Consider the following 14104-nt stretch of genomic DNA (forward strand, 5'->3'; position numbering starts at 1 on the left):
CGCCTCCTAAATATCCAGTTCGGCATCATGGGCATGCCGGTAGATAAATGATTTTCTTGGTGGTACGTCCGTCCCCATCAAGAGCTCTGTGACATCGGAAGCCATGCGGGCGTCTTCAATTTCCACCTGTTTTAAAATACGGGTTTCAGGATTTAAGGTTGTTTCCCAGAGTTGGGTGGCATCCATCTCACCCAGACCTTTATATCGCTGTAAAGTAAAACTGCCTTTATGAGTCTTGCGGTATTTTGCCAGCGCTTCATCATCATAAAGGTATTCTTCTTTACCTTTGGATGGCATTGCTTTATAAAGCGGCGGCATAGCAATATACACATGGCCTTCGAAAATCAGTTCCGGCATAAAACGGTAGAACAGGGTGAGAAGAAGGGTGGAAATATGAGCGCCATCCACATCCGCATCAGCCATGATGATGATTTTGTTATAACGCAGTTTGCTGATATCAAAATCATTTCCGTAACCCTCGGAGAAGCCACAGCCAAAGGCATTGATCATGGTTTTGATTTCGGCATTGGCCAGGACTTTGTCAATACTTGCTTTTTCTACATTTAGAATTTTACCGCGAATCGGTAAAATTGCCTGATAGTGACGGTCGCGGGCTGTTTTGGCCGATCCCCCGGCAGAATCTCCCTCGACGATAAAAATTTCACAGATAGAAGGATCGCGGCTTTCGCAGTTGGCAAGTTTTCCATTAGAATCAAAAGAAAACTTTGGTTTTGTCAGAAGATTGGTTTTAGCACGTTCCTCTGTTTTGCGTATTTTAGCGGCCTTTTCGGCGCAGGCCAAAACATTTTTCAAAGTCTCCAGATTTTTATCAAAGTATCTTGGCAGTTCATCACCAGTGATTTTTCCAGTGGCTTTGGCAGCGTCCTGATTGTCCAGCTTGGTCTTTGTCTGGCCTTCAAATCTCGGATCCGGATGTTTGATCGATACGATGGCTGTCATCCCATTTCGGATATCCGCACCAGTGAAATTTGTATCTTTTTCCTTTAAAATATTGAGTTCTCTGGCATAGGCATTCATGACGGTTGTAAATGCTGTTTTAAATCCGGTGATATGGGTACCGCCTTCTGCATTATAGATGTTGTTACAAAAACCGAGTACATTTTCGTGAAATTCATTAACGTACTGGAAGGCCGCTTCTACCTGAATACCTTCCGCCTCGCCCTTTAAATAAATAACATCGCAGACAGTTTCTTTGTTTTTATTTAAATCTTTTATGAATCCGATAATACCGTCCGGCTCATGAAATTCCAGATGTTCTGGTGTGTTTTCCCGCAAGTCATCGTAGATGATCGTTAATTCCGGATTCAGATAGGCCGTTTCGTGGAGACGGCTGATGACCTCATCTTCTTTAAAACGCGTTTTTTCAAAGATTTCAGAATCGGGAAGGAAAGATATTTTTGTCCCGGTTTTCCGAGTTTTTCTAAGGGTTGGAAGCAAGCCGTTTTCCAGTTCGATATCCGGGATACCCCGTTTAAAGTGATCATGATGAACGCAGCCTTCTCTTGAAATTTCCACATCCATCCATTCGGACAATGCGTTTACTACAGAGCTTCCAACACCATGCAGGCCGCCGCTTGTTTTATAAGCGGAATCGTCGAACTTACCGCCTGCGTGGAGAGTGGTAAATACAAGACGTTCTGCCGGAAGTCCTTTTTCATGCATTCCTACGGGAACACCCCGGCCATTATCTTCAATGGTGGCTGAACCGTCTTTATTCAGAGTGACATGAATCCGGTCGCAGAAGCCGGCCAGATGTTCATCCACCGCATTGTCAACGATTTCATAAATGAGATGATTCAGTCCTTTCCTTGAGACGCTGCCGATATACATTCCGGGCCGTTTGCGGACAGCCTCCAGACCCTCAAGCACCGAAATACTGTCGGCATCATAATGATTTGATTGTGCCATATATAAAAATCCTTTCTTTTCTTACCTTAAATACTTATGGGCATTTGCCCTGTCTATCTTAACATGTCAATTTGAAAATTTCCAGTTTAGAAAAGACAGCAATATTTTTAAATGAGTCCGAAACTGCGGAGGATAAAAATCCATGCGGTTAAGGATATCGATGACAAAAGGGTTGCCATAACGACAATACTCGATGTTAAAACCGCATCGTTATTCATATTTTTTGCCATTATGTAACAGCTTACTGTGGTCGGTGAGCCGAGCATGACGAGGATGGCCACCAATTCACTGTTACGGAAGCCGAAAAGGATGGCAAATGGAAAAAAGATGGCAGGAATGATGATAAGTTTGATCAGAGTCGCAACGAGGCTCGGCTTGATTTTTGCCAGAGCTTTTCTGCCTTCAAAGGTGGCTCCGACTACGAGCAGGGCAATCGGGCTTGCTGTTGCCGCAATATTGTTGATGGCTTTCAGTGGAATATAAGGAATCGGAATTCTGAAAAAGGCAAAAATACAGCCGGCCAGAATACCAATAATGATTGGGTTTTTGGCAACATTGATGCAGGCTTTTTTAATATTTCCGCCGCGATCTGCCATGTCAGCGTCCGAAGCGCCGAAAGTCAGTATCACAACCGAAAAAATATTGTAGAGAGGTACGGCCGATACGATCATCATTGGCGCCATGCCCGAATTGCCGTAAATATTTTCCACAAAAGCGATACCAAGAATGGCTGCACTGCCTCGGGCGGCTGCCTGAGTAAATGCACCGACCATGGATTTGTCTTTGCAATACCAGTGGGCAAACAGCCAGACACCAAGGAACATCAGTGTAGTTCCGATGGCGCAGAAAAGAACAAATTTTAAATTAAACATTTCATAAATATCTGCGGTGGCAATATCTTTAAAGACGAGCAGCGGCAGGGCCACTTTGAATACGTACCGGTCAGCAACAGTGGTGAATTCTTTGTTAAAAATTCCCACTTGCATCAGTACCCATCCAAGGATAATAATTAAAAAAATGGGTATGGTGGCGTTTAAACTGAATATAAAATTTTCCATAATGCTTAGTTCTCCTTTATAGATTTATAAAAGTCGATAAAATGCTGGACAGCTTTTTCCTGCCGTCGTTTTTTAATATAGGTAAAACCGATTTCTCTCCGGTGAATCGGGATATCCAGCGGAATTTCAATGAGCTGGCCTTTTTTCAGTTCTTCCTGTACAAATTCTTTAATGACACAGCCGACTCCAAGACCAATTTTGGCGAATTCGATGAGAAGTTCCATGGAGGTGGTCTCAATTGTATGATGCGTCTGGAGATGATTTGTGGTCAGGTAATCATCAATGTACTGGCGGGTCATGTTATGCTTGTCCAGAAGCATGAGCGTACCCTTTTCAAAAAGCTGTCGGCCGTTGTTCATTTCTTCCGGTCTTAAGTCCAGATTTGCCAGATAAGCCGGAGAGGACACAAAAATATCCTGGATGGTACCCAGGGAATAAAAATCCAATGTCCGGAGACTTCCCGGATGGGCTACCAGGCCAATATCAATTTTTCCTGAATCCAGCAGCGCAAGTGTCTGGTTGGAGGACAGGCAGGAAATTAAAATTTTAATATGGGGATAGGCTTCGATAAAAGATTGAAGATAGGGCAGTAGGACAAACTTGCACAATGTGTTACTGACTCCAATATGCAGATTACCCATGTCCAGAGCCGTCATCCGGCGAATCTGTTCTTCACCCGTGTCAATGGCCTCAAAGGCGGCGCGGACATGCTGGTAGAGAATGCGTCCTTCTTCTGTCAGCGCCACACCCCGCGAGCTCCTGGAAAAAAGAGTAACCCCCAGACTTTCTTCCAGACGGCTGATGGATTTGCTGATGGCCGGCTGACTGTTATAAAGCTGTTTGGCCGCCTGAGAAATATTCCCTGTATTTGCTACTGTATAAAAAATCCGATACAGGGATAAATGTTGTTCCATAAAACATACCTCCCATAACTACATTTCATGATAAATATTCGTAATATGTATTTCTATTATAGCCTTAAATGTGATATTCTATCAATAACTATTATGAAATAAAAAGAGAAATCAAGGAGGAATTATCATGGGAATGACGATGACCCAGAAAATTTTAGCATCTGCTGCCGGACTTGAGGAAGTTCATGCCGGACAGTTGATTATGGCCAATCTGGATATGGTATTGGCAAATGATATTACAGGCCCTGTATCCATTAATGAAATGGTAAAATTTGAAAAAAAGGGTGTTTTTGATAAGGATAAAGTCGCTTTGATTCCGGATCATTTTTCACCAAATAAGGATATCCAGTCTGCACAGAATTGTAAATGTATGCGTGAATTTGCAAGAGCTAATGACGTGACTCATTTTTATGAGGTTGGCGAGATGGGGATTGAACACGCACTTCTGCCGGAAAAAGGTATTGTTACCGCAGGTGACACAATTATCGGTGCTGACTCTCATACATGTACATATGGTGCTATCGGTGCATTTTCTACAGGCGTGGGAAGTACGGATGCAGCCTGTGGTATCGTGACAGGAAAAGCATGGTTTAAAGTACCTTCTGCTATTCAAGTTGTTTTGTCCGGAAAACCGGCAAAATGGATCAGCGGTAAAGATATTATCCTGCACTTGATCGGTATGATCGGTGTGGATGGCGCACTGTATCGTTCTCTGGAATTTGTGGGAGACGGTATTCAGTATCTTTCCATGGATGACCGTTTCACAATTGCAAATATGGCGATCGAAGCCGGTGCAAAGAACGGTATTTTCCCTGTGGACGAAAAGGCTCTGGCTTATGTAAAAGAACATAGTGACAAGCCATATAAAGTCTTTGAAGCCGATGCGGATGCAGAATATGATGAGATTTATACCATTGATCTGAGCACATTAAAACCAACAGTGGCATTCCCGCATCTGCCGGAAAATACCCATCCGATCGATGAAATCAGCGATATTGCCATTGACCAGGTGGTTATTGGTTCATGTACAAACGGACGTCTTGAGGACTTGAGAATTGCTGCTGAAATTATGCGGGGACGCAAGATTGCAAAGGGCCTTCGTGTGATTATTATTCCGGCCACACAGAAAATCTATCTGGATGCCATGGAGGCAGGATATATTAAAGACTTTATTGAAGCCGGTGCTATCGTAAGTACACCGACCTGCGGACCGTGTCTTGGTGGTTATATGGGTATTCTTGCAGAGGGAGAAAGATGTGTCTCCACCACAAACCGTAATTTCGTTGGACGTATGGGTCATGTGACATCTGAAATTTATCTGACAAGTCCGGCTGTTGCTGCAGCAAGTGCGATTACAGGCAAGATTTCCTGCCCATGTGAATTAGATTAAGGAGGTACATTGAATAATGAAAGCATTTGGTTCAGTTTTTAAATATGGTGACAATGTAGATACAGACGTTATTATCCCGGCCAGACATTTGGCAACAACCGATCCGAAGGGATTAGCTGCCCACTGTATGGAAGATATAGACACAGACTTTGTTAAAAAGGTAAAAGAGGGCGATATTATGGTAGCACGCAAGAATTTTGGCTGTGGTTCTTCCCGTGAGCATGCACCAATCGCCATTAAGGCTTCTGGCATCAGCTGTGTAATAGCAGAAACCTTTGCACGGATTTTCTACCGGAATGCGATCAACATTGGCCTTCCGATCATTGAATGTAAAGAAGCGGCTGAAAAGATTGAAGCCGGTGATCAGGTGGAAATTGATTTTGATAATGGCATGATTTATAATCGTACAAAAAATGAATCTTATAAAGGGGAGGCCTTCCCTCCGTTTATGCAGGAACTGATTACCGCCGGCGGTTTGATCAATTACATGAATCAGTCATTGAAAAACGACTGATTCAATAACGAAAGGAAGAGAAGAATGAATTTTAATATTGCAGTCATTAAAGGTGACGGTATCGGTCCGGAGATCGTCACAGAAGCTATAAAAGTGATGGATAAGGTAGCGGAAAAATTTGGTCATACCTTTAATTATACCCAGGTGTTAATGGGTGGTTGCTCTATTGATGCCACAGGAGTGCCGCTTACCGACGAAGCGATCGAGACCTGTAAAGCAAGTGACGCGGTTCTTTTAGGCTCCATCGGCGGGGATACGACGACCTCCCCTTGGTATAAGCTGGAGCCGTCACTGAGACCGGAAGCCGGACTTTTAAAACTCCGAAAATCCCTTGGATTGTTTGCGAATATCCGTCCCGCTTATTTATACAAAGAACTTAAAGCTGCATGTCCTTTAAAAGATGAAATCATCGGGGATGGTTTCGATATGGTCATTATGCGCGAGCTGACCGGTGGCCTTTATTTTGGTGAACGGAAAACAGTGGAAGAGAATGGGGTCCTGAAAGCTTATGATTCTTTAACTTACGATGAAAATGAAATCCGTCGTATTGCTATTAAAGGTTTTGAGACAGCCATGAAGCGTCGCAAAAATGTTGTCAGTGTAGATAAGGCGAATGTACTGGATTCTTCCCGTCTGTGGCGGAAGGTCGTGGAAGAGGTTGCCAGGGATTATCCGGAAGTCACCTATTCACATATGTTGGTTGATAACTGCGCCATGCAGCTTGTGAAAAATCCGGGTCAGTTCGATGTAATTCTTACAGAGAATATGTTTGGCGATATTCTTTCCGACGAAGCAAGTGAAGTGACCGGTTCCATCGGCATGCTGTCCTCTGCAAGCTTAAGCGCAACAAGCCTTGGCCTTTATGAGCCAAGTCATGGTTCTGCACCGGATATTGCCGGACAGAATAAGGCAAACCCGATCGCCACGATTCTTTCAGCAGCTATGCTGCTCCGTTATTCTCTTAATCTGGATGCAGAGGCTGATGCCATTGAAGCTGCTGTACAAAAAGTATTGGAAGATGGTTATCGTACGGTGGATATTATGTCCGATGGTTGTCTGTTTGTCGGATGTAAAGAAATGGGCGATGCCATTGTGGAAAGGTTGTAATATATTTCCAATTCGATACAAAATGTACTAAAAAGTATCAAATAATACAAAACCATTGCAATTATAGAAAAATGTGGTATACTGTGAACAATACATTGTTCGTGACACTTTAATGCTTTAAGAAAGGAAAATGATAATGAAAAGTGATGTTGTAACCAAGGGGATGCAGTCTGCACCTCAACGTTCATTATTTAATGCTTTAGGTATGACGAAAGAAGAACTTTCAAGACCCTTGGTTGGTATTGTGAGCTCTTATAATGAAATCGTACCTGGACATATGAATATTGACAAAATTGTTGATGCTGTAAAAATGGGCGTTGCCATGGCTGGCGGCACACCAATCGTCTTCCCGGCTATTGCTGTATGTGACGGCATCGCTATGGGCCATATTGGTATGAAATATTCTCTCGTAACACGGGATTTGATTGCAGATTCTACCGAATGTATGGCTACAGCTCATCAGTTTGATGCCCTTGTCATGGTGCCGAACTGCGATAAAAATGTCCCGGGACTTTTGATGGCAGCGGCTCGTCTGAATATTCCGACGGTATTTGTTAGCGGCGGTCCGATGCTGGCCGGCCGTGTCAGCGGTGAAAAACGAAGCCTTTCCAGTATGTTTGAAGCTGTAGGTTCCTATGCGGCCGGTACGATGACAGAAGATCAGGTCGACGAGTTCGTGAATAAGGTTTGTCCGACCTGCGGTTCCTGTTCCGGTATGTATACAGCCAACTCCATGAACTGTCTGACGGAAGTTTTGGGCATGGGTCTTCAGGGAAATGGAACCATCCCGGCTGTCTATTCCGAGCGGCTTCGTCTTGCAAAACATGCTGGTATGAAGGTTATGGAAATGCTTGAGAAAAATATTCGTCCGAGAGACATTATGACAGAAAAAGCATTTATGAATGCGCTGACTGTAGATATGGCCCTTGGATGTTCTACAAACAGTATGCTTCATCTTCCGGCGATCGCCCATGAAGCCGGTGTGGAGCTGAACGTGGATATTGCCAATGAAATCAGCGCCAGGACACCAAACCTGTGTCATCTGGCTCCGGCAGGATACACATACATGGAAGATTTGAATGAAGCCGGCGGTGTTTATGCCGTGATGAACGAATTAAATAAAAAAGGTTTATTATATACAGATCTGATGACAGTGACAGGCAAAACCGTTGGTGAAAATATTGCAGGATGTGTCAATAAGAATCCGGAGGTTATCCGTCCGATTGACAATCCATACAGCACGACAGGCGGTATTGCCGTATTAAAAGGAAATATTGCACCGGATTCCTGTGTTGTTAAACGTTCTGCCGTTGTACCAGAAATGATGATCCATGAAGGACCGGCACGGGTATTTGACTGTGAAGAAGATGCAATCGCAGCCATCAAAGGCGGACAGATCGTTGCCGGAGATGTGGTCGTTATTCGATATGAAGGTCCGAAAGGCGGCCCGGGTATGCGTGAAATGCTCAATCCAACCTCAGCCATTGCGGGTATGGGACTTGGTGCCAGCGTAGCGCTTATAACTGATGGACGATTCTCCGGCGCTTCCAGAGGTGCATCTATTGGACATGTATCACCGGAAGCTGCAGTCGGCGGTCCGATCGCTTTAATTGAAGAAGGCGATATCATTAAAATTGATATTCCGGCCAATACGATTAATGTGGATGTCAGCGATGAAGAACTTGAAGCCCGCCGGGCAAAATGGCAGCCGCGGGAGCCAAAAGTAACTACTGGATACCTGGCAAGATATGCTTCTATGGTAACCTCCGGTAACCGAGGAGCAATTCTTGAAATACCTAAAGCGAATTAGAAAGAGGTAATTATATGGAATTAACAGGCGCACAAATTGTGATTGAATGTCTGAAAGAGCAGGGCGTAGATACAGTTTTCGGATTCCCTGGCGGTGCCATTTTAAATGTATACGATGAATTGTATAAGCATAGAGATGAGATTACCCATTATTTGACATCCCATGAACAGGGGGCTTCCCATGCGGCGGACGGTTATGCCAGAGCGACCGGGAAGGTCGGCGTCTGTTTTGCGACTTCCGGGCCGGGAGCGACGAATATGGTAACAGGCATCGCAACGGCCTATATGGATTCGATTCCAGTGGTCATGATTACCTGTAATGTGGGATTAAATCTTCTTGGAAAAGACAGTTTTCAGGAAATAGATATTTTAGGGATAACAATGCCGGTAACAAAATATAATTTTATCGTTAAAGATGTTACAAAACTGGCGGATGTTATCCGACGGGCCTTCAGGATTGCCCAGACCGGTCGTCCTGGCCCCGTTGTTATCGATATTACGAAGAATGTCACAGCGACAAAAACTGAATATACATATAAAAAGCCGGAACCGATTCTGCCGGACGCCTCTGTGATTAATGAGATTGATGTGGAAAAGGCAGTGACAATGATCGCCCATTCCAAACGGCCCTTTGTATTTGTCGGCGGTGGTGTCACATTGGCAAATGCATCCGAAGAACTGCGGCGGTTTGTGAAAAAAATCGATGCGCCGGTGGCAGATTCTCTGATGGGAAAAGGGGCTTTTGATGGAACGAGTGACGCCTATGTGGGTATGCTTGGCATGCACGGTACAAAAGCGGCGAATTATGGGTTGAATCAGAGCGATCTGATTATCGTCGTGGGTTCCAGATTTTCTGACCGTGTGATTGGAAACCCAAAAACTTTCGGCAACAAGGCACAGATTCTTCAGATTGATGTGGATGCTTCGGAAATCAATAAAAATATTGTGGTAACCCATTGCATTGCAGGCGATGCCAAATTGGTTTTGAGAAAACTGAGTGCCCAGTTGAATCAGATGGAACATAATGAGTGGATGCAGTATATAAATGAATTAAAAACCCGTTATCCACTGACATATCCTAAGGACCGTCTGACCGGACCTCAGATTGTAGAAACAATCTATGAGATGACCCACGGAGATGCTGTCATCTGTACAGAAGTTGGTCAGCATCAGATGTGGGCAGCTCAGTTCTATAAATATGATGCACCGAGAAAATTTATTTCATCGGGCGGCCTTGGGACTATGGGGTATGGTCTCGGCGCAAGTATTGGCGCTAAGGTGGCCTGTCCGGAAAAAACGGTCATCAATATTGCCGGTGACGGTTGTTTCCGAATGAATTTTAATGAATTACTTACCGCTTCGAAATATAACATTCCGATTATTGAAGTGATTTTTAATAATAGTGTATTGGGAATGGTACGGCAGTGGCAGACACTGTTCTATGAAAGACGATATTCCAGCACCATTTTAGATGGTGATTTTGACTATGCGAGGATTGCGGAAGCCTGCGGCTGCCGTGGCATGAATGTCACAAATAAAGAAGAACTGACGGAAGCGCTTAAAGAAGCGTTGTCCGCCGACGGTCCGGTTGTCATTAACTGTTTCATTGACTGTGATGATAAGGTGTGGCCGATGGTAGCCCCGGGAGCTTCAATTTCTGAAGCATTTTCGGAAGAGGATATGATTAGAAAGTAAAGTATTATTAAAAGAAAAGGAGATAAGAGAAATGAGCAGAGTATGGAATTTTTCAGCAGGACCAGCTGTTTTACCAGTGGAAGTTTTGCAGGAAGCAGCAGATGAAATGCTGGATTACAAGGGAACAGGTATGAGTGTTATGGAAATGAGTCATCGTTCCAAAGCCTTTGAGACGATCATTAATGAGGCAGAGGCTGATTTGAGAACTTTGATGAATATTCCGGATAATTACGAGGTACTTTTCCTTCAGGGAGGAGCAAACACACAGTTTGCGATGATTCCAATGAACTTTATGAAAAATCGTAAAGCCGGTTATGTTATTACCGGACAGTGGGCAACAAAGGCATGGAAAGAAGCCGCTATTTTTGGCGAAGCTGTAGAATTGGCATCCTCCAAAGATAAAACATTCTCTTATATCCCGGATTGTTCGGATTTACCGATTACAGACGATATGGATTATGTATATATCTGTGAAAATAATACAATTTATGGAACAAAATATAAAACCCTTCCAAATACAAAGGGCAAGGATCTGATCTCTGACCAGTCTTCCTGCTTCTTATCCGAACCAGTGGATGTATCTAAATATGGTATGATTTATGCAGGCGCTCAGAAGAATGTAGGACCTGCCGGTGTGGTCATCTGTATTATCCGTAAAGACTTAATTTCAGAAGATGTTCTTCCGGGAACGCCAAACATGTTGAGATATAAGATTCATTCCGATAATGGTTCTCTTTACAACACACCGCCGGCTTATGGCATTTATATCTGCGGAAAAGTGTTTAAATGGCTGCTGAAAAATGGTGGATTGGAAGCTATGAAAGAGAAGAATGAAAAGAAAGCAAAACTTTTCTACGATTATTTGGATTCTCAGGATTTTTATAAAGGCACTGTTGTAAAAGAAGACCGTTCATTGATGAATATTCCATTTGTTATCGGTGACAAAGAACTGGAAGATAAATTTGTTGCTGAGGCAAAGAAAGCCGGATTTGAAAATCTGAAAGGTCATCGTACGGTCGGTGGTATGAGAGCAAGTATTTACAATGCAATGCCATATGAAGGTGTTGAGGCTCTTGTTGAATTTATGAAGAAGTTTGCTGCTGAGAATAAATAAGAGGTGTTTAAAATGTATAAAATCAATTGTTTGAATCCAATTGCTGCTATCGGAATGAATATCTTTACCGATGCCTATGAAAAGACAGAAAACTTTGCCGATGCGCAGGTTGCAATGGTAAGAAGTGCGGCAATGCATGACATGGAGCTGCCGGAAGGTCTTTTGGCTGTGGCCAGAGCCGGAGCCGGCGTTAATAATATTCCGTTGGATAAATGTGCTGAAAAAGGTATCGTTGTTTTTAATACGCCGGGAGCCAATGCCAACGGTGTTAAAGAGCTTGTTATTGCCGGACTTTTCATGGCAACACGTAATGTGGTTGCCGGTGCAAACTGGGTAACAGAGAATAAAGGCGATGAGAATATCTCAAAAACTATGGAGAAGGCTAAAAAGGCTTTTGCCGGTACAGAAATCCTCGGTAAAAAGATTGGTGTTATCGGTTTGGGAGCCATTGGTGCAATGGTGGCAAATGCCTGTGATGCCCTTGGTATGGTTGTTACCGGATACGACCCGTTCCTGAATGATGCGATGAAAGCAAAACTTTCCGGAACGGTTGCAACAACGGACGATCTGAATGAAATCTATAAAAACAGTGATTTCATTACGATTCATGTACCAGCTATGGATTCTACAAAGAAAATGGTTGGCAAAGCTGCTTTTGACCAGATGAAAGATGGCGTTATCGTCCTGAACTATGCAAGAGATGTCCTTGTGGATGATGATGCAATGGAAGATGCGATCAAAGCCGGAAAGGTTGCAAAATATGTAACAGACTTCCCGAACTTCAAAACAGCGAATATGGAAGGCGTTATTGCTATGCCGCATCTTGGAGCTTCTACTGAAGAATCCGAAGATAACTGTGCGATCATGGCGGCAAAAGAAGTTCGTGATTTTATCGAAAACGGCAACATCAAAAATTCTGTAAATTATCCGGCGGCGGATCTTGGCGTATGTACAGCAGCAGGACGTATTTCCGTATGCTGTAAAAGTTCTGCAGGTGTTGCAGAAAAACTTTCTGCAATTATTGGCGAGACCGAAAACGTTGTCAAAGACACAAAAGGTGACTGGATGTATATTCTGGCTGATACGAAATCTGCTGTTACGGATGAAGCTATTCAATCTGTTGCGGCCCTCGAAGGTGTTGTCAAGGTTCGCGTGATTAAATAAATCCAATTTTGCAGCCTGTTTTTTGAAAATGCAGTTAAAAATATAAGGTTTTAAATACCTCTGAAAAGTTAATGCTTATCAGAGGTATTTTTATTGGAAAACCTTTCCCTCTTCCCGTGGATATATGGTATACTATATTTATATTTGAAGAAAGGGACAGGACATTATGGCGTCAGATAAATTGTATGAACTTGCATTTGTGTATAAGAAAACAAAACTTTGGAAAAAACTTTGGGACAATGAAATGTTTGCCATAAAATTTTCAGACGGAGAAATTGGTTATGTGAGCATCATGGGAAAAGGTGGAACATATACAGCGATTGCTATTTATGTCGGGGATGACGGATTTCGAAGTTTTAGAAAAATTGGAGAGGATGATGCAGAATTTTGCTCCTTTTTTAAAGGACGAGAGTATTTGATTCAACAAAATTGTTTGCAGGTTGCATTTGAAAGTAAGGACGCACTGAGAGATGAAGAACTGGCGGAGGCCAGGGCGTATGCAAAAAAACACGGCATACGTTTTTCAGGAAAAAATGCTTATCCTCAATTTTTAAAATATGTCCCAAACAAATATCCATGGAATATATTATCCGAAAAAGAAGAGGTGCATATTAAAGAAGCGCTGGAAATGATCATTGAAATTGCGGATCAATTGAATAAAAGATCAGCGCATGATTTTGGTATAAAAGAAATTGATGGTAAATCGGAAGAAGTTATTCTCTTTAAAAGGGATAATGATAAAATCATAACGGAAATGACGACATTGCCGAAAGAAAAAGAAGAAGAATTTCCAAGATCAGATGATCTCGATGAGTTTACCATATCGATGTTAAAAAGAATAAAGAAGAAGGAAGTTTTTGAATGCGAGCTTGTCCGACTTCCTGAGCCGGTTCAAAATGAGCCAGGAGAGCAGCCGTTTTTCCCGATGATGCTCATGATGGTATCCAGAAAAGATGGAATATTACTTCCAATAGATATTGTCATGGATTATGAAGAAAAGCCAGAGGAAATTCTTCGAGGGATGGCGGAAGCATTGAAGGCCAATAAGAGACGACCGGGAAAGCTTCTGGTAAGGGACGGGCGAACCTTCGCTTTGCTGGAGAATTTTGGAAAGCAAATGGGCATAGAGGTGCGGATTGAGGAAGACCTTTCTTACCTTGATGAAGCACAGGATTGTATGATTGAAGAACTCTGGAATGATGAGTCCATTGATCATAATATCTCTCAGTTAATGCAAATGATTGAGTCTATGGAAGAGTTACCTGATGATATACTTGCAAGTATGCCGGAGGAATTAATTGAACAACTGGAAATTATGATTGCTTCGGGAATATTACCGCCTGAGCTTGAGAGAAGAATCGAAGATATTTTAGACAGGATATAAGTGCTGAGCATTATTGCTGTGGACAG

At 43.0% G+C, this 14104-nt stretch carries 11 protein-coding genes; 8 read left to right on the forward strand and 3 right to left on the reverse strand.

What is annotated here, in order from left to right; translation table 11 throughout:
- Nucleotides 1–6 precede the first annotated feature (6 nt).
- From EV212_RS06845 to EV212_RS06855, 3 genes are all read right to left on the reverse strand, one after another.
- Complete coding sequence (locus EV212_RS06845) at nt 7–1929, reverse strand: DNA gyrase/topoisomerase IV subunit B (RefSeq protein ID WP_132090826.1); 1923 nt, start codon at nt 1927–1929, stop codon at nt 7–9.
- A 107-nt stretch (nt 1930–2036) separates the two neighbouring features.
- Entirely contained in the window at nt 2037–2987 is a 951-nt protein-coding gene (locus tag EV212_RS06850) for an AEC family transporter (RefSeq protein WP_132090829.1), read from the reverse strand.
- Nucleotides 2988–2992: 5 nt separating this feature from the next.
- Nucleotides 2993–3901, reverse strand: a complete 909-nt coding sequence (locus tag EV212_RS06855; protein WP_132090832.1) for a LysR family transcriptional regulator — start codon at nt 3899–3901, stop codon at nt 2993–2995.
- Between the two features lie 127 nt (nt 3902–4028).
- Here EV212_RS06855 and leuC point away from each other — a divergent pair, with 127 nt between their 5' ends.
- The 8 genes from leuC to EV212_RS06895 all read left to right on the forward strand — a co-directional run bounded on the left by leuC (nt 4029) and on the right by EV212_RS06895 (nt 14078).
- Complete coding sequence (gene leuC / locus EV212_RS06860) at nt 4029–5291, forward strand: 3-isopropylmalate dehydratase large subunit (RefSeq protein WP_132090835.1); 1263 nt, start codon at nt 4029–4031, stop codon at nt 5289–5291.
- A gap of 16 nt (nt 5292–5307) precedes the next feature.
- A complete protein-coding gene (gene leuD, locus EV212_RS06865; RefSeq protein ID WP_132090837.1) occupies nt 5308–5805 on the forward strand; it encodes a 3-isopropylmalate dehydratase small subunit in 498 nt (165 codons plus the stop codon).
- A 24-nt stretch (nt 5806–5829) separates the two neighbouring features.
- On the forward strand, nt 5830–6912 hold the full coding sequence (gene leuB, locus EV212_RS06870; RefSeq protein ID WP_132090840.1) for a 3-isopropylmalate dehydrogenase: 1083 nt from the start codon (nt 5830–5832) through the stop codon (nt 6910–6912).
- Nucleotides 6913–7048: 136 nt separating this feature from the next.
- Nucleotides 7049–8722, forward strand: coding sequence for a dihydroxy-acid dehydratase (gene ilvD, locus EV212_RS06875; RefSeq protein WP_132090843.1), 1674 nt, complete (start codon nt 7049–7051; stop codon nt 8720–8722).
- 14 nt (nt 8723–8736) lie between these two features.
- Complete coding sequence (ilvB, locus tag EV212_RS06880; protein ID WP_132090846.1) at nt 8737–10416, forward strand: biosynthetic-type acetolactate synthase large subunit; 1680 nt, start codon at nt 8737–8739, stop codon at nt 10414–10416.
- A gap of 31 nt (nt 10417–10447) precedes the next feature.
- Nucleotides 10448–11530 carry a 3-phosphoserine/phosphohydroxythreonine transaminase gene (gene serC, locus EV212_RS06885; RefSeq protein ID WP_132090849.1) on the forward strand — a complete coding sequence of 361 codons (1083 nt, stop codon included), beginning with the start codon at nt 10448–10450 and terminating at the stop codon, nt 11528–11530.
- Between the two features lie 12 nt (nt 11531–11542).
- Nucleotides 11543–12694 carry a 3-phosphoglycerate dehydrogenase family protein gene (locus tag EV212_RS06890; RefSeq protein ID WP_132090852.1) on the forward strand — a complete coding sequence of 384 codons (1152 nt, stop codon included), beginning with the start codon at nt 11543–11545 and terminating at the stop codon, nt 12692–12694.
- A 166-nt stretch (nt 12695–12860) separates the two neighbouring features.
- On the forward strand, nt 12861–14078 hold the full coding sequence (locus EV212_RS06895) for a DUF7309 domain-containing protein (protein ID WP_132090855.1): 1218 nt from the start codon (nt 12861–12863) through the stop codon (nt 14076–14078).
- The last annotated feature ends 26 nt before the right edge of the window (nt 14079–14104 follow it).

Source organism: Frisingicoccus caecimuris, assembly GCF_004340975.1.
Lineage (GTDB): Bacteria > Bacillota > Clostridia > Lachnospirales > Lachnospiraceae > Frisingicoccus > Frisingicoccus caecimuris.

Excerpts from the sequence above, each read along its gene's own strand:
- EV212_RS06845 (WP_132090826.1), bottom strand. The coding sequence starts at position 1,929 with ATGGCACAATCAAATCATTATGATGCCGACAGTATTTCGGTGCTTGAG.
- EV212_RS06850 (WP_132090829.1), bottom strand. The coding sequence starts at position 2,987 with ATGGAAAATTTTATATTCAGTTTAAACGCCACCATACCCATTTTTTTA.
- EV212_RS06855 (WP_132090832.1), bottom strand. The coding sequence starts at position 3,901 with ATGGAACAACATTTATCCCTGTATCGGATTTTTTATACAGTAGCAAAT.
- leuC (WP_132090835.1), top strand. The coding sequence starts at position 4,029 with ATGGGAATGACGATGACCCAGAAAATTTTAGCATCTGCTGCCGGACTT.
- leuD (WP_132090837.1), top strand. The coding sequence starts at position 5,308 with ATGAAAGCATTTGGTTCAGTTTTTAAATATGGTGACAATGTAGATACA.
- leuB (WP_132090840.1), top strand. The coding sequence starts at position 5,830 with ATGAATTTTAATATTGCAGTCATTAAAGGTGACGGTATCGGTCCGGAG.
- ilvD (WP_132090843.1), top strand. The coding sequence starts at position 7,049 with ATGAAAAGTGATGTTGTAACCAAGGGGATGCAGTCTGCACCTCAACGT.
- ilvB (WP_132090846.1), top strand. The coding sequence starts at position 8,737 with ATGGAATTAACAGGCGCACAAATTGTGATTGAATGTCTGAAAGAGCAG.
- serC (WP_132090849.1), top strand. The coding sequence starts at position 10,448 with ATGAGCAGAGTATGGAATTTTTCAGCAGGACCAGCTGTTTTACCAGTG.
- EV212_RS06890 (WP_132090852.1), top strand. The coding sequence starts at position 11,543 with ATGTATAAAATCAATTGTTTGAATCCAATTGCTGCTATCGGAATGAAT.
- EV212_RS06895 (WP_132090855.1), top strand. The coding sequence starts at position 12,861 with ATGGCGTCAGATAAATTGTATGAACTTGCATTTGTGTATAAGAAAACA.